This window comes from Streptomyces sp. NPDC048506 (assembly GCF_040651315.1).
In the GTDB taxonomy this organism is placed as follows: Bacteria; Actinomycetota; Actinomycetes; order Streptomycetales; family Streptomycetaceae; genus Streptomyces.
Genome location: NZ_JBEZIX010000045.1, coordinates 1 through 20,565, shown reverse-complemented (window position 1 = coordinate 20,565; position 20,565 = coordinate 1). Strand labels below are relative to the sequence as shown.

General features: G+C 72.8%; 17 protein-coding genes. 5 read left to right on the top strand and 12 right to left on the bottom strand.

Annotation, left to right across the window (positions count from 1 at the left end; genetic code table 11):
- Nucleotides 1-38: 38 nt before the first annotated feature.
- The gene (locus tag AB0C96_RS30885) at nt 39-965 is read right to left on the bottom strand and encodes a proline dehydrogenase family protein (protein ID WP_362921926.1); all 927 of its coding nucleotides are present in this window, start codon (nt 963-965) and stop codon (nt 39-41) included.
- A gap of 207 nt (nt 966-1,172) precedes the next feature.
- On the opposite strand from AB0C96_RS30885, the gene AB0C96_RS30880 reads away from it, so the two are divergent.
- Nucleotides 1,173-2,441, top strand: coding sequence for a helix-turn-helix domain-containing protein (locus tag AB0C96_RS30880; protein WP_362921925.1), 1,269 nt, complete (start codon nt 1,173-1,175; stop codon nt 2,439-2,441).
- Between the two features lie 441 nt (nt 2,442-2,882).
- Here the strand turns inward: AB0C96_RS30880 and AB0C96_RS30875 are convergent, their stop codons facing one another.
- From AB0C96_RS30875 to AB0C96_RS30860, 4 genes are all read right to left on the bottom strand, one after another.
- Nucleotides 2,883-4,427, bottom strand: a complete 1,545-nt coding sequence (locus AB0C96_RS30875; RefSeq protein WP_362921923.1) for an AMP-binding protein — start codon at nt 4,425-4,427, stop codon at nt 2,883-2,885.
- 168 nt (nt 4,428-4,595) lie between these two features.
- A complete protein-coding gene (locus AB0C96_RS30870; protein WP_362921921.1) occupies nt 4,596-4,790 on the bottom strand; it encodes a hypothetical protein in 195 nt (64 codons plus the stop codon).
- Between the two features lie 220 nt (nt 4,791-5,010).
- On the bottom strand, nt 5,011-5,226 hold the full coding sequence (locus AB0C96_RS30865; RefSeq protein WP_362921919.1) for a hypothetical protein: 216 nt from the start codon (nt 5,224-5,226) through the stop codon (nt 5,011-5,013).
- 234 nt (nt 5,227-5,460) lie between these two features.
- Complete coding sequence (locus tag AB0C96_RS30860; RefSeq protein WP_362921917.1) at nt 5,461-8,397, bottom strand: BTAD domain-containing putative transcriptional regulator; 2,937 nt, start codon at nt 8,395-8,397, stop codon at nt 5,461-5,463.
- Between the two features lie 257 nt (nt 8,398-8,654).
- On the opposite strand from AB0C96_RS30860, the gene AB0C96_RS30855 reads away from it, so the two are divergent.
- Entirely contained in the window at nt 8,655-9,872 is a 1,218-nt protein-coding gene (locus AB0C96_RS30855; RefSeq protein WP_362921915.1) for an amidohydrolase family protein, read from the top strand.
- 109 nt (nt 9,873-9,981) lie between these two features.
- Here the strand turns inward: AB0C96_RS30855 and AB0C96_RS30850 are convergent, their stop codons facing one another.
- Together AB0C96_RS30850 and AB0C96_RS30845 are read right to left on the bottom strand one after the other, a co-directional pair.
- Nucleotides 9,982-10,470 (bottom strand): GNAT family N-acetyltransferase, encoded by a 489-nt coding sequence (locus AB0C96_RS30850; RefSeq protein ID WP_362921913.1) that lies wholly within the window; start codon nt 10,468-10,470, stop codon nt 9,982-9,984.
- 75 nt (nt 10,471-10,545) lie between these two features.
- A complete protein-coding gene (locus AB0C96_RS30845; RefSeq protein ID WP_362921911.1) occupies nt 10,546-11,013 on the bottom strand; it encodes an OB-fold domain-containing protein in 468 nt (155 codons plus the stop codon).
- 355 nt (nt 11,014-11,368) lie between these two features.
- Here AB0C96_RS30845 and AB0C96_RS30840 point away from each other — a divergent pair, with 355 nt between their 5' ends.
- Nucleotides 11,369-13,627 carry an acetate--CoA ligase family protein gene (locus AB0C96_RS30840; protein WP_362921909.1) on the top strand — a complete coding sequence of 753 codons (2,259 nt, stop codon included), beginning with the start codon at nt 11,369-11,371 and terminating at the stop codon, nt 13,625-13,627.
- A 136-nt stretch (nt 13,628-13,763) separates the two neighbouring features.
- Nucleotides 13,764-14,612, top strand: a complete 849-nt coding sequence (locus AB0C96_RS30835) for an enoyl-CoA hydratase-related protein (RefSeq protein ID WP_362922031.1) — start codon at nt 13,764-13,766, stop codon at nt 14,610-14,612.
- Between the two features lie 21 nt (nt 14,613-14,633).
- Here AB0C96_RS30835 and AB0C96_RS30830 read toward each other — a convergent pair whose 3' ends face one another.
- Together AB0C96_RS30830 and AB0C96_RS30825 are read right to left on the bottom strand one after the other, a co-directional pair.
- Nucleotides 14,634-15,278, bottom strand: a complete 645-nt coding sequence (locus tag AB0C96_RS30830) for a hypothetical protein (RefSeq protein WP_362921907.1) — start codon at nt 15,276-15,278, stop codon at nt 14,634-14,636.
- Nucleotides 15,279-15,286: 8 nt separating this feature from the next.
- The gene (locus tag AB0C96_RS30825) at nt 15,287-15,859 is read right to left on the bottom strand and encodes an RNA polymerase sigma factor (protein WP_362921906.1); all 573 of its coding nucleotides are present in this window, start codon (nt 15,857-15,859) and stop codon (nt 15,287-15,289) included.
- 193 nt (nt 15,860-16,052) lie between these two features.
- Between AB0C96_RS30825 and AB0C96_RS30820 the strand changes: the two genes are divergently transcribed.
- Nucleotides 16,053-16,682: a flavin reductase family protein gene (locus tag AB0C96_RS30820; protein WP_362921904.1), complete on the top strand. Its 630-nt coding sequence runs from the start codon at nt 16,053-16,055 to the stop codon at nt 16,680-16,682.
- On the opposite strand, the gene AB0C96_RS30815 is transcribed toward AB0C96_RS30820, so the two are convergent.
- The 3 genes from AB0C96_RS30815 to AB0C96_RS30805 all read right to left on the bottom strand — a co-directional run bounded on the left by AB0C96_RS30815 (nt 16,672) and on the right by AB0C96_RS30805 (nt 20,344).
- On the bottom strand, nt 16,672-18,030 hold the full coding sequence (locus tag AB0C96_RS30815; protein ID WP_362921902.1) for an MFS transporter: 1,359 nt from the start codon (nt 18,028-18,030) through the stop codon (nt 16,672-16,674). The two genes, AB0C96_RS30820 and AB0C96_RS30815, sit on opposite strands and share 11 nt — an antisense overlap.
- A gap of 80 nt (nt 18,031-18,110) precedes the next feature.
- Nucleotides 18,111-19,181 carry a Zn-dependent alcohol dehydrogenase gene (locus AB0C96_RS30810; protein ID WP_362921901.1) on the bottom strand — a complete coding sequence of 357 codons (1,071 nt, stop codon included), beginning with the start codon at nt 19,179-19,181 and terminating at the stop codon, nt 18,111-18,113.
- A complete protein-coding gene (locus AB0C96_RS30805) occupies nt 19,181-20,344 on the bottom strand; it encodes an acyl-CoA dehydrogenase family protein (protein ID WP_362921899.1) in 1,164 nt (387 codons plus the stop codon). Before AB0C96_RS30805 ends, AB0C96_RS30810 begins: the two co-directional genes overlap by 1 nt.
- Between the last annotated feature and the right edge of the window lie 221 nt (nt 20,345-20,565).

Below are 20,565 nucleotides of genomic sequence, written 5' to 3'. Positions count from 1 at the left end.
CGTCGGTTCGTACGTACGGGGCGTTGGGGGCCGGTGGCTCAGCCGCGGGTCGCGAGCGACCTCAGGAAGAAGGCCAGGTTCGCGGGGCGCTCGGCGAGGCGCCGCATAAAGTATCCGTACCAATCCGTGCCATACGGGACATATACCCGCATGCGGTTGCCCTCGGCGACCAGCCTCTGCTGCTCCACCTCACGGATGCCGTACAGCATCTGGAATTCGTAGTCGGCCGGCTTGCGCCCGTTGCGGTGCGCCAGGTCCTGGGCGATGGCCACCATCCGCGGGTCGTGCGACCCGATCATGGGGTAGCCCTGCCCGCCCATCAGGATCTTCAGGCAGCGTACATAGGCCTTGTCGACCTCGCGCTTGTCCTGGAAGGCGACCGAGGCGGGCTCCTTGTACGCGCCCTTCACCAGCCGCACCCGGGAGCCTTCCCCGGCCAGTGCATGGCAGTCGTCCTCGGTGCGGAAGAGGTACGACTGGAGCACGGCGCCGGTCTGCGGGAAGCGCTCGCGCAGCTCGGCCAGGATCGCGAGGGTGGAGTCGACCGTGGTGTGGTCCTCCATGTCCAGGGTCACGGTCGTCCCGGCCTCGGCTGCCGCCTCGACCACCGGAGTGACGTTCTTCAGCGCCAGCTCGTGGCCGCCGGGCAGCGCCTGGCCGAAGGCGGACAGCTTGACCGACATCTCGGCCTTGGCGCCGAGCCCCTGCTCCTTGAGGGCCTCGGCCAGCTGGAGGTAGGCGTCGCGGTTGCGCAGCGCCTCCGCCGGGTCGGTGATGTCCTCACCGAGGTGGTCGAGGGTGACCTCCAGGCCGCGCGCGGCCAGGTTGCGCACCGCGGTCATGGCCTCGTCCAGACGCTCGCCCGCGACGAACCGGTCCACCACGGGGCGGGTGACCGGGGCGGCCGCGACGACACGGCGGATGCTGTCGCTGCGCGCTGCGGCGAGAAGCACGGGACCCAGCATGGGGCACCTCCACGTTTCAGGATGACGAATGCCTGCGGACGCCGTATGGCGGGGATGCGTCGGCAAGATTGAGCCACCTGAAATTTAAGGATCGCGCCACTTCGCGGCCATCGACAGCTGTCACGCCTTCGTGGTCGGGATCTCAGACAGATGTATGAGAATAGTGAGGGATGACCACCACTGCGACAGGAGAGGGCCGGGTGACTGATGCGCGGCGATTACCAGCAGCTCGTGGACGAGATCTCGGCGACGCTCGGCGCGCCGGCGACGCTGGAGGACCGGGACTTCGGGCTGATCGCCTTCGGTGCGCACGAAGGCGAGGACGACGAGGTCATGGACCCGGTGCGGACCCGGTCGATCCTTCAGCGGCGGTCGACCGCGGCCGTACGGGCCTGGTTCGAGGCGTTCGGCATCGCCCGCGCCAGGACGCCGCTGCGCATTCCGCCCGATCCGGCGGCCGGGGTCTTCCGCGGCCGGATCTGTCTACCCGTACGACACCGGGACATCGTGCACGGCTATGTCTGGCTACTGGACGACGGGCACCTGTCCGACCTCGCACTGGGCGGCCACGGCGCCCCGCCCGACCCACGGATCGCCCAGGCCATGGAGACCGCCGCCCGGATCGGAGCGCTGCTGGCCGACGAGGCCCGCGCCGGTTCCGAACTCGGTGATCTGCTGCATGTGCTGCTGGTCTCCGAGCCCGCCGCGCGCCCGGCCGCGGCGACCGCCCTGCGCGATGCGCTGCGGGACACCCTGCGCTTCACCCCGGGCGTACCGCTCACCCTGGTAGCGGTGGTGCCCTGGGCCTCCTCGGACACCGACACCACACCGCTGCCGAGCCTGCCGGGGCTGCTCGCGGCGTGTCCGCTGCGGCCCGGTCCACAGCCCCCGGTGTCCGGGCCCGCGCTCGCCGCGCTGGTACGGCTGCGCTCGACCGGCGGGCTCACCCCGGCCCGTACGGTGGCCGAACACCTACTGCGCTCCCCCCGCGCGGGCGCCGCACCGGCCGCCGCCGACCATCCTCCACACCCCCGCACGGCGACGACCGGCCACCCCCGGCCGCCGCACCCCTCCGCCGCCGGAATCGGCATCGGAACCCGGGAGTTGGCCGATCTGCCGATCGCCTGGCAGGAGGCCCTGAACGCCGCCCGCGCGGCCCGCGCCGAGCCCCGGCTGGGCCCGATCGCCCAGTGGGACGCCATCGGCTCGTACCGCATGCTGACCGCCCTGCCGGCCACCGACCCCGACCCGGTCATCGGCCCGCTGCTCACCCCCGCACACGCCGAACTCGCCCGCACCGCCGAGGTGTTCCTCGACTGCGCCGGCCAGGCCAGCCGCACCGCACAGGCCCTGGGCATCCACCGCCAGACGCTCTACTACCGCCTGGGCCGAGTCGAGAAGCTGACGGGTCTCGACCTGGACGACGGGGAGCACCGGTTGCTGCTGCATATGGCTCTCAAGGCGAGCCGGTTGTAGTCCCTCCCACGTTGTCGGCTTGCCCGCCGTGCTTGTTGCTCGCCGTTGCGCCTGCGGCGGGCTGTGCCGCTGAGCGGGGCTGTTCGGCTGCGGGTGCGGGCCTCCGGGGCTGGGTGTCCGGACTGCTTCGCTTTACGTCCGGACACCCAGCCCCGGAGGCCCGCACCCTCCCGTGGGTGGGAGAGAAGACGACCGGTGGGGGTGGACCCAGTGGTCCCCTACCGGCAGTCGACAGACGACGCCCGCCCCCACCGGCCCCTCACCACCCACTCACGGGAGGGGACGGGCCGGAGGGGCAGGGGTGTGGGACGTAAAGCGAAGCAGTCCCACACCCCTGCCCCGGAGGCCCGTCACCGCACCCAACAAACCACGCCCGCCGCAGGCGCAACGGCGAGACGACACACGGCGCCGCAGACAAAAACGTGGGGCGAACGCCGCCGGCTACGGCTCGTAACGCGTCCGCAGCGCCGCCTTGAGGACCTTGTTCAGCGGGCCCCCGCGCGGCAACTCCTCGACGATCTCCAGCTGTTCCGGCAGTTTCTGGGTCATCAGGCCGGCCGCTCGCAGATGGGTGGTGAGCGCGCCGAGCGTGAGCGGCGGGGCGGCCGGATCGGCGGGCCTGACCACCGCGCACACCCGCTCACCGCGCTCGCGGTCCGGCAGCCCGATCACGGCCGCCTCCGCCACGGCCGGATGGGTGTGCAGCAGGTCCTCGATCTCCTGGGCGGAGATGTTCTCGCCCTTGCGGATGATGATGTCCTTGAGCCGTCCGGTGAGCACCAGATGACCGTCCGGGCGGAGCTGCCCCAGGTCGCCGGTGTGGAAGTACCCGTCGGCGTCGAACGCCTCGGCGGTCAGTGCCGGATCGGTGTACCGCCGGAAGAGCATCGGGCCCTTGAGGGTGACCTCTCCGGTCTCCCCGGTCGCCGCCCCGCTCCCGTCCGGCCGGACGATCCGCACCTCGGCCCCCACCACCGGCCGGCCCACCGTCCGGGCCAGTTGCTCGTCGCTGTCGTACGGCGTTCCCATCGCGATCATCGGGCACTCGGTCATCCCGTACCCGTGCACGAGCGCGCACTCCAGTTCCCGCCCGGCCGCCGCGTACAGCTCCGGGGGCAGTGGCGCGCCGCCGCCGGACAGCAGCCGCAGCGAGGGGATCAGCCGCCCGGCGTCCGGGCGTTGCTGCCGCCGGCGCCGCGACTCGTCGAGGAACGCCTGGTAGAAGGCGGTGCTGCCGCCGGCCATGGTGACGCCCCGCCGACGGTAGACGGCCGCCGCCCGGGCCGGCTCGAAGCTGTCCAGGATGACCGCGGGAAAACCGCTGACCAGCATGGCGATGACGTAGTCCGGGCCGGCGATGTGCGCGTAGGGGAAGGCGATCGAGCCGATGTCTCGCGCGGACATGCCGAGCGCGGTGGCCAGTCCGACCCCGCCGGCGATCAGCGAGGCGTCGGTGTGCTCCACGCCCTTGGGTGCGGAGGTCGTGCCGGAGGTGTAGTAGATCCAGGTCGTGCCGTCGGCGGGCGCCGCGTCGGGGAGTCCGCCGGGGTCCCCCACCGGTGGCCCGCCGTCGACCGGGACCACCCGCACCCCGTCCCCGGCGGCCTTCCGCACCATCGCGGTGTGGTCGAACCCCCGCCAGGTGCCCGGCACGAGGACGACCTCGGCCGCCGAGTCGGCCAGGATGAAGCCGACTTCGCGCTCCCGGTGCAGGGGGATGACGGGCGTCTGCACGGCTCCGAGCCGGGCCAGTGCCAGCGAGACGACCACCGTCTCGATGCGGCTCGGCAGCTGCCAAGCCACCCGCGTCCCGGCGCCCACGCCCAGCGCGCGCAGCCCGGCCGCCACCCGCAGCGCCTCGTCCCGCACCCCGTCGAAGGTGACGCTCCGCCCGTCCGCGTCGAAGAACATCGGCACCCCGCGGGAGGCCCGTGCCCGGTACTCGACCAGTTCCCAGAGCGTGTGGATACGAGCGGGTTCGAACACGGCGCGCCTCCTGACTGCGAGCAGGACGGTACGTGGACCGGGCCGGCGAGCCGGCCGGAACCGGATGGCGCGCACTGTAGCAGCGGAGCTGATGATGCGTCAGATGCAGGGGCGGGCAAGGCTTCGGGACCGGCGCCGGGGCGCGGTCCCGACGCCTTCCCGTACCGCTCAGGGGCGGTGACGATCCTTGGCACCGATGTCGTGCGAGGTGCCGAGACCCCCGACTATCGGCGCGTGGTGATCGAGGGGCGAGACCAGGCCCGACTCGCGACGGGGCGAGTCGGCCATCGCCGGCGCGGCGGCCGTGCCCGTGACGACGACCGCGAGAGCGGTGAAAAGGACGGCCTTGCAGGCGCGGGTCATACGGGTTCCTCCGTAGGGGGTGCGGGTGTGAGCAGTGTGTCGAGAGTAGAGAGACACTCCCGGCCACCAGAGCACTTGTTCGATGGCATGGCCGGAAAGCGGTGCAGGTCGGCCGGATGCGACGTGTGGGCAGACATGCCGCAGGGACCGATTTCGATGGCTCCCCTCCGTGCCATCGAAACGGCCCCTGCGATCCCCCGAAACTCTCCCCCGAGGTTCTTTACTTGGACTCACCCAAGGCGTCGCCGAGCTCCCGCCCGAGCGGGATGTGGTGGTCCTGCGGCGTGATGACCGGCTTCTTGGTGTTCTTGCGGGGCGTCCCCAGCGGAGTCGACTGCGGCGCCGCCATGTCCTTGGGCGGTGCGGGAATGTGGTGGTCAAGCGGCTGGAAGACCTGGTGGTCTTCAGTGGCCGGTGTCTGCTTCTCGGTGCTCATCGGGCCATCTCCTTAACGTGGGCGCTTGGTGCACATCATCCGCCCGGCGACTCCCCCGTGGGTCGCCGGACAGATGTGCGAGGGCCGATCACCTTACTGGCGGGCCCGGTCACCGAGCCGCTTGCCCCCCGAGGCGGCGGTTCGATACCCATGAGAATGGACCTCGGCGATGAACGATCGATAAACGCCGTTCGTGAGCGATTGGCAAGTCGGGCCGAGGGCACACCGGTCGGGCTATGCGGCCGCCACCACGGTGAGGAGTCTGCGCACGTCAGCACCCTCCGGTGAGCCGAGACGGTCATACATCGCGAGGGCTTCCCGCAAGCACACCTCGGCCCGCCCGTGGTGCCCGATGCGGGTCAGGGCCTGCCCCAGGACGGTCAGGACGTTGGCGCGCCGCCATTCGCCACCGATGTCCCGCAGCGCGGTCAGCGCCTGCTCGGCGTGGTTGGCGGCCTTCGCCGGGCGACCTGCGGCCAGGGCCACCTCGGCCAGCCTGAAGTACGTCATGCCCTCCCAGAAGCGCTGACGGCTGTGCTGGAAGACCATGAGCGCTTCGGTGAGGTGCTCGACCGCATCGTCGAAGCGCCCGGCTCGCGTGAAGGCGAGGCTCAGGGCGTACATTCCGTTGGCCAGACGCCGCATGGCGCCGAGTTCCCGGTAGATGGCGATGCCCGACTCCGCCAGCTCTATCGCGCTGTCGACCCGCCCGGTGTCCAGGTGGACGCGCGAGAGGTTGCACAGCGCGCTCGCTTCGGAGTGCCGGTTGCCGTCCCGCCGGAAGGCCGCCAGCGCCTGGCTGAGATAGGCCTCGGCGTCCTCGGTCCGGTGCTGGCTGAAGGCGATGATGCCACGGTCGTTCGGGGCATAGGACCCGGCGAAGGTGTCCTCCGTGGCAAGCCCCAGGAGCATCGCCGACGTCGCGTGCTTGTCGGCCTCTTCGAACCTGCCGGCCAGGGTGTGGACGTGCGTGAGCGCGACGTGCACCCGCGCCGCCGCGCGCTGGTCGCCTTGCGCCTCGGCCGCGGCCAGCAGGTCCACGTTCACCTGCTCGTACTGGCGCGAGTCGGCGCCGGACTCGGTGAGGTCCTGGGCCAGGAGAAGCAGGTCGGCGGCGCGGCGCAACGAATCGGCGCCGCGCGACTGTCGGGCGCAGGCGAGCAGGCAACGGGCCTCCGCGAACAGCCACTCCAAGGCCTCGGTGCGGTCGTTGAAGGTCAGCCCCGGATACCGTGCGGCCTCCACGTGGTCGACCAGGCGGTCACCCGGCCTCTCCAGGGCGTACACACACGCGGACGTCGCCAGGTAGAAGTCCAGCAGCCGGGAGCGCGCCGCGTCCCGCTCGGCGGGCGGCTGCTCGTCGCGTTCCGCGCAGGCGCGGGCATAGAGCCGGACCAGGTCGTGGAAGCGGTAGCGGCCGGGGGCCGCGGACTCCAACAGGCTCGCGTCGACCAGCGATTCGATCAGGTCCTCGGCGGAGTCGAGGTCCAGGTCGAGGAGGGCGGCCGAGGCGGCGAGCGAGATGTCCGGCCCGTCGGCGAGGCCCAGCAGACGGAACGCCCGCGCCTGGTGCGGCTCCAGTTGGCCGTAGCCCAGCTCGAAGGTGGCCGTGACGGCGAGGTCACCGGCGCGGAGCTCGTCCAACCGGCGCCGCTCGTCGGCGAGTTTGCGGGCGAGGGTGGAGACGGTCCAGGTGCGGCGCGCGGCGAGCCGGGACGCCGCGATGCGGATCGCCAGGGGCAGGAAGCCACAGGCGCCGACCACGGCCATCGCCGACTGCCGTTCGGCGTTCACCCGCTCCTCTCCCACGATGCGGGTGAAGAGCTTCAGCGCCTCCTCGGGGCTCATCACATCGACGTCGATGAGGTACGCCCCCGCCAGGTCGATCATCCGCGCCCGGCTGGTGATCAGCGCGGCGCAGCCCTCCGCCCCCGGCAGCAGCGGCCGGACCTGCGCGGCGTCCCGCGCGTTGTCCAGCAGCGCCAGCACCCGGCGCCCGGCCAGCGTGGACCGGTAGAGCGCCGCCCGCTCCTCCAGACCGTCGGGGATGGAGGAATCGGGAGCCCCCAGGGCGCGCAGAAAGGCCCCCAGCACCGCCTCCGGTTCGCAGGGGTTGTGTCCGGCACCCTGGAGGTCGACGTACAGCTGCCCGTCGGGGAAGTGCTCGCGGGCGGCGTGCGCGACATGGACGGCGAGCGTGGTCTTGCCCACGCCGCCGATGCCGGTCAGGGCCGAGACCGCCATCACACTGCCCTCGGCGGTGGCGAGCTGCTGGCCGAGTTCGGCGACGAAGGCGGTGCGGCCGGTGAAGTCCGCCACGGTGGCCGGGAGTTGCTGGGGCCGGACCACGACGTGGTCGGCCACGTCCGGGCCCCCGATGGCGACCGGCGGCGCGTCCAGATCGCTGTCCGCCCGCAGGATGCGCCGGTGCAGGTCGGAGAGCGAGGCGCAGGGATCGACGCCGAGCTCGTCGGCGAGCAGCCGGCGGGTGTCGGCGTAGACCGCCAGCGCCTCGGCCTGCCGGCCGCTGCGGTACAGCGCCAGCATGAGCAGTTCGCGCAGCCGCTCGCGCAGCGGATGGGCGGCGGTCAGGGCGGTCAGCTCGGAGACCGCGTCGGCGTGGCAGCCGGCCTCCAGGTTGAGTTCGAGGCGGCTCTCCGTGAGGGACAGCCGCCACTCCTCCAGGCGGGCCCGCTGGGTGTCGGCGTACGGGCCGGCCAGTCCGGCCAGCGGCTCGCCGTCCCACAGCGCCAGCGCCCGGTCGAGGAACTCCCGGGCCCGGCCGCGGTCGCCGGCGGTCCTGGCCTTCTCCGCCTCGGCGGCGTACTGCTCGGCGTGGTCGTGGTCGAGGTCCAGGGGGCGGCCGTCGACCGGCCGGATCGCATAGCCGCCGGACTCGCTGGCCAGCGCGTCGGCGTCCGGGCCGAGCGCCTTGCGGAGCCGGGAGGCGTAGGTGCGCAGCGCGGCGAGCGCGGCATGCGGTGGTTCGTCGCCCCACAGGGCGTCCACGAGTTCCGGCGCGGTGGCGGTGCGTCCACCGCGCAGCAGTAGTGCGGCGAGCAGTGCACGCTGCTGCGGGGAGCCCGCTGCCAGCGGCGTTGCGCCGCGCCAGGCCCGTACGGGACCGAGCACGGTGAAGCGGAGCCGCTCCCGCCCCGGACCGTCGTCCATGGTGTCCCCCTGCCCTGTACCAGTTGACCGCGCTGTATGCACCTTCTCGCTGTGTGCAACGGCCAGTCTGCCTTGTCGCGGCCGCTTCCGTCAGTAGGGGTCCGGACCGTGCACAAAGCCTCCTCGCCTGTTGGGGACGGTTTGGAGGGGCGGCGCACCCAAGGGGCGCGGAACGTGCGGTTCCGTGCGCCCCCGGCCATCCGGCATCCTCTCACGGTTTACTGACGGATCGTCAGATCAGCGCTACGGTATGCGTCATGGAGACCTTCCCCAAGATCATCTCGGTGGACGACCACACGGTGGAGCCCCCCAACGTCTGGCGGGACCGGCTCCCGTCGAAGTACCACGACATCGGCCCGCGGATCGTCCGCGCCCCCCTGAAGGAGATGACCTTCGTGGGCGGGAAATTCGCCCCGACGATGGGTGCCCCCGGCGATGACGGACCGATAGCCGACTGGTGGGTCTACGAGGATCTGCAACGCCCGCTCACCCGCCTCGACACCGCCGTCGGCTGCTCCCGTGACGACATCAAGCTGGAGGGCATCACCTACGAGCAGATGCGCCCCGGTTCGTTCTCCGTCCCCGAACGCCTGTCGGACATGGACGTCAACCACGTCCAGTCCGCCCTCTGTTTCCCCACCTTCCCCCGCTTCTGCGGCCAGACCTTCACCGAGGCCAAGGACCGCGAACTGGGCCTGCTGGGAGTGCGCGCGTACAACGACTGGATGGTGGAGGAGTGGTGCGGCCCGCAGGCCCGGGGCCGGCTGATCCCCCTCGCCCTCATCCCCCTGTGGGACGCCGAACTGGCCGCGGCGGAGGTGCGGCGGAACGCGGCCCGCGGGGTACGGGCGGTCTGCTTCAGCGAGATCCCGCCCCACCTGGGCCTGCCCAGCATCCACACCGACCACTGGGACCCGTTCCTGCGCGCCTGCGACGAGACCGGCACGGTGATCGCCATGCACATCGGCTCCTCGTCGAGGATGCCGTCCACCTCCGCCGACGCCCCGCCCGCCGTCGGCTCCACGATCACCTTCGCCAACTGCTGCTTCTCGATGGTCGACTGGCTGATGAGCGGCGCCTTCGACCGCTTCCCGCGCTTGAAGATCATGTACGCCGAGGGCCAGATCGGCTGGATCCCGTACATCCTCGAACGCGCCGATGTGGTCTGGGAGGAGAACCGCGCCTGGGGCGGCGTCGCCGACAAGGTCCGCCGCCCCCCGTCCGAGCTCTTCGCCGAGCACGTGTACGGCTGCTTCTTCGACGACGCCTTCGGCCTGCGGAACCTCGACGCGATCGGGGTGGGGAACGTGCTCTACGAGACCGATTACCCGCACTCCGACTCGACCTGGCCGAAGTCCCGGGAGGTCGGCGAATCCCAGATGGGCCACCTGGCGCCGGACGTGGTCGAGCGCATCGTCCGGGGCAACGCGATCGAGCTGTTGGGGCTCACGCCGGAGGGGCTCTGGGCCGGCTGAGGCAGGCGCGGGGCACCTGAGCGGCCGGACCGGGGCGGACGGACCGGGGCGGACGGACCGGGGCGGACGGGCTCGTCGGCGGTGGCGAGCCCGTGCCGCTCCGGCCGCCTCACAGCTTCCGGTACATGATGTGCAGCCCCACATAGCCCTTGGTCGGGTGGTGGAAGCCCTCGGGGAGGGTGGTCATGACCGCGAAGCCCAGGGACTCCCAGAGGGCGACGGCGCCGGTGTTGGTCTCCACGACGGCGTTGAACTGCATCGCCCGATAGCCCTCGGCGCGGGCCCAGTCCAGTACGTACTCCCCCAGGGCCCGCCCGACGCCGCGTCCGCGGTACTGCGGATCGACCATGAAGCTGGCGCCGGCGATGTGCGCGGCGCCGCCCATGTGGTTGGGATTCATCTTGGCGGTACCCAGCACCGCCCCGGTGTCGTCCACGGCGACGACCGTACGGCCGGGTGGCGGGAGCAGCCACATCGCGCGGCCCTGCGCCACGTCGAGGTCGCGGGGGTAGGTGTAGGTCTCGCCGGCCGCCACGATGGCGTGGAAGAAGGGCCAGATGGCGGGCCAGTCGGCCGCGGTCGCCTCACGAATCAGCACGCCTCCAGCGTGCCGCCGCCGGGGGCGGACCGCCACCGAATAAGTACCGGCGAGCAGCTACCGGCGAGCGAGCCGTCACGCGGGGCGGAAGACCGGGACCGCGCACCGGTCGCCGCCCCCTCGGTGGGGCCCCTCGGTGCGGAACGCCACCACCAGCGGCATCCCGATCCGCAGCTCCGTCGGACCGCAGTCGATGACCTCGGTCATCATCCGCGGCCCCTCGGCGAGGTCGACCACGGCCGCGACGTACGGCACCCGGCCGCCGAACGGCGGCAGGTCGTTGCGGTGCACGACCGACCATGTGTAGAGGCTGGCGCGGCCGCCGGCCGGCTCCCAGACGACGTCCTCGCTCCAGCAGTACGGGCAGAACTCCCGCGGGTAGTGATGGGCCGCCCCGCACCCCGCGGCCCGGCAGCGGCGCAGCAGCAACCGCCCCTCGGCCGCCGCGTCCCAGTACGGCCGGGTGAAGGCGTCCACCTCCGGCAGGTCGAACCGTGGTGCCGCGGCCCCGGCGTCGGCGCCGCCGCCCGCCCCGGCGCTCACGAGAACACCCCCGGGCCCTGCGCGTCCTCATGCCGCCGGCCCTCCCACCGCCACGGGCCGAGGCCGATGCGGCGCACGACCAGCCGTCCGCCCGTGCCGCGCCAGATCGTCCGCATACCGCGCGCACCCCCAAACCACTCGATTCTGATGATGCGTCAGTTCAGCTGATGAGCACGCGGCGCACAAGGGGGCGACGGGGTCACGCGCACCACGCGACGCGCGGAACAGTGCCAAGCTTTCCCCCGCAAGGGCATTCCTGACATGCCGTCAGTTCAGTAATCTGACTAGGCGTCAGCTATCTGCGCCAGGTGCTGCGCAGGTAATGAGAGCCGTCACACAGGAGCGGGCGTCTGCGATGCTTGGATCGACTCACGGCACCCTCACCACGCACTCCCGGCCGGCCCGCGTCGTGGCCTGTGGGGAGCACCCACCACACACCGTCCACGGCAGAAGCGAACCGCGGCGCGCCGGCGCCGGAGAGGGCGCCGGCACCGTGGTCGACCTGGACGTCAGCGGCCGGCCGCTGCACGCTCCGGTGCCCGACCTGGACCGGTTCTTCCGGCCCGAGTCGGTGGCCGTGATCGGCGCCTCGGACGCCGAAGGCCGCCCCAACACCGGCATCACCCGGCAGCTGATCGCCTGGGCGGAGCGGGTCGGCGCCCGGCTTCACCCCGTCAATCCGGGCCGCACCCGGGTCTTCGACCTGCCCTGCCACGCCACCGTCGCCGACCTGCCCGAACCGGTGGACCTCGCCGTCCTGCTGGTCGGCGACCCGCTGCCGGTCATCGAGCAACTCGGCGAGGCGAAGGTGAAGTTCGCGGTGGCGTTCGCCTCCGGTTTCGCCGAGACCGGGGAGCAGGGCGCGGCCGCCCAGGCCCGACTGGCCGAGGCCGTACAGCGCTCCGGGCTCCGCCTGCTCGGCCCGAACACCAACCTCAACGCCTTCGAGAAGTTCCGCGAGGACCTCGACGGGCCGGCCATCGCCCTGATCACCCAGTCGGGCCACCAGGGCCGGCCCGTCTTCACCCTCCAGGAACTGGGCATCCGCCTCTCCCACTGGGCCCCCACCGGCAACGAGGCCGATCTGGAGACCGCCGACTTCCTCTCCTACTTCGCCGGCCGTCCCGAGGTCGGGGCGATCGCGGCGTATGTGGAAGGACTCAAGGACGGCCGCAGCTTCCTGCTCGCCGCCGACCGGGCGGCCCGCAACAAGGTGCCCGTCGTCGCCGTGAAGGTCGGCCGTACCGAGACCGGCGCCCGGACGGCCGCCTCGCACACCGGCAAGCTGACCGGCGCGGACGAGGTCGTGGACGCCGCGATGCGGCAGTTCGGCGTGATCCGGGTGGACGGGCTCGACGAGTTGCAGGACACCGCGGCCCTGCTGGCCCGTGCCAAGAAGCCCACCGCCGAGGGGGTCGCGGTCTATTCGATCTCCGGAGGCACCGGCGCCCACTTCGCCGACCTCGCCACGGCGGCCGGGCTGCGACTGCCCACCCTCGACGACGCCAAACAGGCCGAACTGCACCAGTGGATACCGGACTACCTCAACGTCGCCAACCCGATCGACAACGGCGGGCACCCGGTCGGCGACTGGCGCGGCCGCAGGATCATCGACGCGATCCTGGCCGATCCGGCCGTCGGCGTGCTGATCTGCCCGATCACCGGCCCCTTCCCGCCGATGAGCGACCGGCTCGCCCAGGACCTGGTGGACGCGGCGGAGCAGACCGACAAGCTGGTGTGCGTGGTCTGGGGCTCGCCGGTCGGCACCGAGGACGCCTACCGCACCACCCTGCTCGGCTCCTCGCGGGTGGCGACCTTCCGCACCTTCGCCAACTGCATCACCGCAGTCCGCGCCTACCTCGACCACCACCGCTTCGCCGCCGGCTACCGCTCCCCCTTCGACGACGCCCCGCGCGTCCCGTCCCCCGCCGCCCGCAAGGCGCAGGCCCTGATGCGCCCGGGCCAGCAGCTCAGCGAACACGCGGCGAAGCAGCTGCTGCGCGCCTACGGCATCCGCGTACCGCGCGAGCAGCTGGTGACCAGCGCCGCGGCGGCCGTACGGGCGGCGAGCCTGGTCGGCTACCCCGTCGTGCTGAAGGCCTCGGGCCCACAGCTGGCGCACAAGACCGAACTCGGGCTGGTCAAGGTCGGGTTGACCTCGGCCAGCCAGGTCCGCGACGCCTACCGCGAGCTCACCGACATCGCCCGCTACGAGGACGTCACGCTGGACGGCGTCCTGGTCTGCCAGATGATCGAGCGGGGCGTGGAGATGGTCGTCGGCGTCACCCACGACAGCCTCTTCGGGCCGACCGTGACCGTCGGCCTCGGCGGGGTCCTCGTGGAGGTCCTCCAGGACGTCGCCGTGGGCGTGCCGCCCTTCGGGGAGGACCAGGCGCGCGCGATGCTGGGCGAGCTGCGCGGCCACGCCCTGCTGGACGGCGTGCGGGGCGCCCCGCCCTCGGACGTCGACGCGCTCGTCGAGGTCGTCCTGCGGGTGCAGCGGATGGCCCTCGAAATGGGCCGTGACCTCGCCGAGTTGGATATCAACCCGCTGGTGGTGCTGCCGCGCGGACAGGGTGCGGTGGCCCTCGACGCGCTCGCCGTCTGCCACTGAACGCGGCCGCCCGAGCACCCGGCGCACCCGCCACCGGCGCGGCCGTCCGCACCCCGACCGCACCCCCGTCCACACCCCCTGGAGCCGCTCCCCCATGACGTCCTCCCCGCCCTTCCCGTCGTCCCCGTCGTCCCCGATGCCCCCGTCCCCCGACACTGCTTCCCCCGCCGGGCCCGCCGACGCCGCCGCCGAACCCGTCGATTCCTTGGTACTGCACACCACTGACAACGGCGTCTCGTGGCTCACCCTCAACCGCCCCGACGCCCTCAACGCCCTCACCCCGGACCAGCGCGAACGCCTCATCGCCCGGCTCGCCGACGCCTCCGCCGACCCGGACGTGCGGGCCGTCGTCCTCACCGCGACCGGCAAGGGCTTCTGCGCCGGTGCCGATCTGCGCGGCTCCCCGCCGGCGGGCGAACGGGTCGCCGGCGACGTCGCCCGGATGATCCGCGGCGGCGCCCAGCGGCTCGTCTCCGCGGTGCTGGACTGCGAGAAGCCGGTCATCGCCGCGGTCAACGGCACCGCGGCCGGGATCGGCGCCCATCTGGCGTTCGCCTGCGATCTGGTGCTGGCCGCCGAATCGGCCCGCTTCATCGAGGTGTTCGTCCGCCGCGGACTGGTCCCGGACGGGGGCGGGGCCTACCTCCTGCCCCGGCTGATCGGCCCGCAGCGCGCCAAGGAGCTGATGTTCTTCGGGGACGCCGTACCGGCCGCCGAGGCCGAGCGGCTGGGGCTGGTCAACCGGGTCGTCCCGGACGGCGCGTTGGCGAAGACCGCCCGGGAGTGGGCCGAGCGGCTGGCGGCCGGCCCGACCCGCGCCCTGGCCCTGACGAAGCAGCTGGTCAACGCCTCGCTGGAGACCGACCGCGGTACCGCCTTCGCCGCCGAGGCCGCCGCCCAGGAGATCACCATGACGACGAGGGACGCCCAGGAAGGCGTCGCCTCGTTCGTGGCGCGACGCCACCCGACGTACCGCGGCCGGTGACGCCGGGGAGCGGCCCCGGGCCTACTTCACGTCGGCGGGGCAGACCGGCACCTCATGGGTGTTCCGCGTCCGCACCCCCGGCAGCCACCCCCGCACCCCCTGCCCGCTGGTGACGAAGTACCAGCGGGTGGAGGTGACGCCCGCCTCGTCGCGGACCATCTGGCCGTCGACGACCACGCAGCGCGCGGCCAGGACGTCGCCGTGCCAGACCCGGCCGGCGGAGTTGTCCGGCGCGGCGTACCGGGCACGCGGGTCCTTGGCCAGCCGCAGCCCGCACTCCAGGGAGCGCCCGGTGCGGCAGGCCTGCTCGCTGTTGTAGACCGCGATCTTCACCGTCGGGGGCGGTCCGGCCGGCTCCGACGTGACGGAGCCGGGGCGCACCAGCCACCACACCCCCAGCGCCACCGCGGCGACCGCGGCCGCGACCACCAGCACGACCGCGAACGGCCGTCTGCCCGGCGGGGCGACCGCGACCGGCGCCGGTGCGCCGCCGGTGTCCCTGATCCGCTCCCACAGGCCCGGCGGGGTCTCGATCTGCTCGTCCGCGAGCCGCAGCCGGGCGCGCAGCAGCGCCTCGGCGTCGTCCCCGGCGCCGTCGCCCCGGCCACCGCCGAGGTCCCGGCCGTCGCCGCCCGCACCGCTGCCGTACCGTGGCCCCACGCCCACCGTGCCGCTCACCTCCCGGCCTGCCCGTGCTCCGATTCAACGAGGTAGGCGCGCAGCCTGTCCAGCGCGCGGGCGCGATGCCGGGCGGCGGTGCCCCGGTGCACCTTCATGATCTTGGCGGCCTGGTCGATGGTGTATCCGTCGAGGTCGACGAGGATCACGATGCCGGCCTGCCGGTGCGACAACCGCCCCAGCAGGCGCACCGCTTCGATCTCGGCGTGCCGCCGCTCCACCCCGCCGTCCCAGCCACCGGGCCCCGCGTCCGCACCGCCCCCCGCGCCGGCCTCCTCGACGCCCTCCAGCCCGTCGACCAGCACCTGGCGCCGGTCCTTGCGGTAGGCGTCCCGGGCGACGTTGAGCACGGCGGTGAAGGCGTAGGCGTACGGCTCCGGATGGGCGAGGAAGCGCTGCGGCCGGGCGGCGAGTTTGAGGTACGCCTCGTGCACCACGTCCTCCGCCGACTGTCGTGAACCGGCCAGCATCACCGCCCTGCGGTAGAGCCGGGGCAACAGCCCGCAGAAGACCTCGTCGAAGGTGGGCGACGCGGCAGACGAAGCTGACGACGGTGTCGCATCGGCCATGTACCGAAACCCTCCCCCGTGTTCGGCTACGGACGCGGCCGTGAGGGACGCCACCCGTGCGAGCACCACACAATCAGGAATCACCTCCCCCCATTTCCCGCGAATCACCGGGATCTCGCCGACCCGCGGGCAAACCACACGTCCGGGTGGCCGTACGTCACCGCCCTTCACAACTGACGCTCCATCAGATTCAATGAAGGGCATGATGGGACACGCCGGAATGGCGGCCACGGCCGTGCGGTACCTGCGCTCCGTCGGTGCGCCCACCGCGGCGACCGCACCGGCCGCACCCCTCCCACGCCCCGCGCTGCGCGCCGTCCGCGAGGATGAACGCGCCCCGTTGGACCCGGCCGAATTCCGCTCCGTCCTGGGCCACTTCGCCAGCGGCGTCACGGTCGTCACGTCCCCCGGGGAGCCCGGCCCGGCCGGCTTCGCCTGCCAGTCCTTCGCCTCGCTCTCCCTCGACCCGCCCCTGGTGGCGTTCATGGTGGCGCGCACGTCGACCACCTGGCCGCGGATCGCCCGCGCCGGGGTGTTCTGCGTCAACGTCCTCGGTGCCGGACAGGGCGAGCTGTGCCGGGGGTTCGCGGTCAGCGGCGCCGACAAGTTCGCCGGGGTCCGCCACCGGCCCGCACCGGTGACCGGATCACCGCGCCTGGCGGACGTCCCGGCCTGGATCGACTGCACGATCCAGGCCGTGCACACCGGGGGCGACCACCTGATCGTCGTCGGACGGGTCGAGGCCCTGGGCACCGATCCGGCCGCGGCGGAGGCCGGTCCGCTCCTCTTCCACCGGGGCGCCTTCGGGCGCTTCAGCCCGTGACGGCGACCGGCACCGCCGCCCCCGTCCGCCGCTCGCGGATCACCAGAGCCATCAGGGCCGCCAGCGCGCAGAGCGCTCCGGAGGCGTACCAGACCGGGTTGTAGGTGCCGAAGGCGTCGCGCGCCAGCCCGCCCAGGAAGGCGACCAGGGCCGCGCCCACCTGGTGGGCGGCCAGCACCCAGCCGAAGACGATCGCGGCGTCCTCGCCATAGTGCTCGCGGCACAGGGCGAGGGTCGGCGGCACGGTCGCCACCCAGTCCAGGCCGTAGAAGACGATGAAGAAGACCATCGGCGGGTGGACGCTGTCGGACAGCAACAGCGGCAGGAACATCAGCGACAGTCCACGCAGACCGTAGTAGACGGCCAGCAGCCGGCGGGTGTTGAAGCGGTCGGTGAACCAGCCGGAGGCGATGGTGCCCGCGATGTCGAAGACGCCGATCACCGCGAGCAGCGAGGCGGCCGCCGTCATCGGCATGCCGTGATCGTGCGCAGCCGGCACGAAGTGCGTCTTGACCAGGCCGTTCGTCGTGGCGCCACAGATCGCGAAGCTGCCCGCCAGCAGCCAGAACGGACCGACGGAGGTCCCACCGCCCGAGCTCCGCCGGGTGTGCGGGAGAGCGGCCGAGGCCAACGCCCGTAGCGCCCGCCGGGCCGCGCCCCGCTGCGGCGGCGGCTTGGGCGCGAACTCCGTCGCCCCGTAGGGCGCCAGCCCCACGTCCGCCGGGTGGTCGCGCAACAGCAGCCACACCAGCGGGACGACGGCGAGCGCGGCGAGCGCGACGGTCACCGCGGCCGGCCGCCAGCCGTGCCGGTCCACGATCCAGGACAGCGCCGGCAGGAAGACCAGCTGCCCGGACGCGCCGGCCGCGGTCAGGATGCCGGTGACCAGCCCGCGCCGCTCGGTGAACCAGCGGCCGGTGACCGTGGCGGCGAAGGCCAGCGCCATCGAGCCGCTGCCCAGGCCGACCAGCACGCCCCACAGGAGCACGAGTTGCCAGCTCGCCGTCATGAAGACGGTCAGCCCGGCGCCGACCGCGATCACCGTCAGGGCGAGGGCGACCACCCGCCGGATGCCGAACCGGTCCATCAGGGCGGCCGCGAACGGCGCGGTCAGCCCGTACAGCGCGAGGTTCACCGAGACCGCGAAGCCGATGGTGCCGCGCGACCAGTGGAACTCGGCGTGCAGCGGATCGATGAGCAGCCCGGGGAGCGAGGCGAAGCCGGCCGCGCCGATGAGGGTGAGGAAGGTGACGGCGGCGACGGACCAGGCGCGGTGCGGACGCCGACGCCGCCGGACGGCCGGGGCGGGCTCCGCCGCGCGGACGGACAGTTCGGGTGTCTGGGTCACCGGAGCAGCATCGTCCATGACCCCCGAACGGATCGAGTGGCCAGATGGTCATGCTTCGCCAGGATCGGGCCACCGGGTGGCTACCCGAAGGTGAGCACCCCCCGCGCCACCCTCCCGTGGTGCGCGTCGTCCGCCGCCTTCGCGAAGTCCTCCACCGGGTAGACCCTCGTCACCAACTCGTCCAGCAGCAGCCGCCCCTCGCGGTACAGCCGGGCGTACAGCGCGATGTCCCGCTGGGGCCGCGACGAGCCGTATCGGCACCCCAGGATCGACTTGTCCAGGTACATCGACGACACCAGGAACGACGCCTCGGCGCTCGCCGGCGGCACACCGAGCAGCACCGCCTGTCCGTGCCGGTCCAGGAGATCGATCGCCTGCCGGATCAGCCGCGTACTGCCCACGCACTCGAAGGCGTGGTCGGCGCCGGTCGGCAGGATCTCCTTCACCGCCGTCACCCCGTCCGCGTCCCTCGACGCGGCCACGAAGTGCGTCGCCCCGAACTGCCGCGCCGCCCGCTCCTTCGCCGGGTTCGCGTCCACCGCCACGATCGTGGACGCCCCGGCGATCCGTGCCCCCTGGAGCACGTTGAGCCCGACCCCACCGGCCCCGATCACCACGACCGAGTCCCCGCGGTCCACCCGCGCCCGGTTCAGCACCGCGCCCACACCGGTCAGCACCCCGCACCCGATCAACGCGGCCGACGTCGGCGGTATCTCCTCGGGAATCTTCACCGCCTGCACCGCCTTGACGACCGTGCGCTCCGCGAACGCCGAGTTCGACGCGAAGCTGAACAGCTCCGTACCGCCCCGCCGGAACGGCCGCGCAGGCATCCCGATCGCCTTGCGGCACATCGTCGGCCGCCCCCGGTCGCACTCCGCGCACGCCCCGCAGTTGGCCAGCGTCGACAGGGCGACGTGGTCGCCGGGCACCACATGGCCGACGCCCGCGCCCACCGCCTCCACCACCCCCGCTCCCTCGTGCCCCAGCACCACCGGCACCGGGTACGGAATCGTCCCGTCGACCACGGACAGATCGCTGTGGCACAGCCCCGCGGCCCGGATCCGGACCAGCACCTCGCCCGGCCCCGGGTCCCGCACCTCCAGATCGTCCACGACCCGGGGCTGCTCGCCGTCGAATATGACGCCCCTCATCACCGCTCCCCTCTGGGCAGGCCGAGCACGCGCTCGGCGATGATGTTGCGCTGGATCTCGTCGGAGCCGCCGTAGATGGTGTCGGCCCGGGAGAACAGGAACAGCCGTTGCAGCGCGTCGAGTTCGTACGGCGCCTCGGCGGACCAGTCGGCGGGCCCCGACGCGGCCGCCGCGCCCCGCACCCGCATCGCCAGCTCCCCCAGCCGCTGGTGCCAGCCGCCCCACAACAGCTTCGCCACGCTCGGTGCGCCCGCGTCCCCGGCCGCACCCAGGGTCCGCAGCGCGTTCCACCGCATGACCTTCAACTCCGCCCACTGCCGCACCAGTCGGTCGCGCAGCACCGGGTCCCGCAGCGCCCCGCCACGGACCGCCGCCCCGAGCACCTCGTCGAGCTCCGCGGCGAAACCGATCTGCTGGACGAGCGTGGAGACCCCCCGCTCCAGCGCCAGCAACCCCATCGCCACCCGCCAACCGGCGCCCTCCCCGCCCACCACATGCCCGGCCCGGGCCACCGCCCCGTCGAAGAACACCTCGTTGAACTCCGCCGCCCCCGACATCTGCCGGATCGGCCGCACCTCGATGCGCCCCGGCTGGTCCATCGGCACCAGCAGGAACGACAGCCCCCGGTGGCGCCGCTCACCCGGATCGGTCCGGGCCAGCACGAAGCACCAGTCGGCCTCCCGGGCCAGCGACGTCCAGATCTTCTGCCCGCTGATCCGGTAGACGTCCCCGTCCCGGACCGCCGCCGTCCGCAGCCCCGCCAGGTCCGACCCCGCATCCGGCTCGCTGTAGCCCTGGCACCACAACTCCTCGCCCCGCGCGACGGCCGGCAGGAACCGACGCCGCTGCGCCTCGTCCCCGTACGCGAGCAACGTCGGCGCCAGCAGGTTCTCCCCGATGTGCCCCACCCGCTCCGGCGCCCCGGCCCGTGCGTACTCCTCGGCCCACACGACCTGCTGCGTCAGGCTCGCCGCGCGGTTCCCGTACGCCCCGTGCGCCCGGTCCCACCCGATCCCGATCCACCCGCCGGCCCCCAACTCCCGCTCCCACACGAGGCCTTGGCGGCCGGCGGGATCCGCGTGGGGGCCTCCGAGACGCTCCTCCAGCCAGGCTCTGGCCTCGGCTCGGAAGTCCTCGTCCTCCCTCGCGAAACCGAAGTCCATTGTTCCTCCCACGTTGTCGTCTTTCCCGCCGCGCTTCTTCTCGCCGTTGCGCCTGCGGCGGGCCCTCCCCACGTTGTCGGCTTTCCCGCCGTGTGTCGTCTCGCCGTTGCGCCTGCGGCGGGCGTGGGTTTGTTGGGTGCGGTGACGGTCCTGCGGGGCAGGGGTGTGGGACTGCTTCGCTTTACGTCCCACACCCCTGCCCCTCCGGCCCGTCCCCTCCC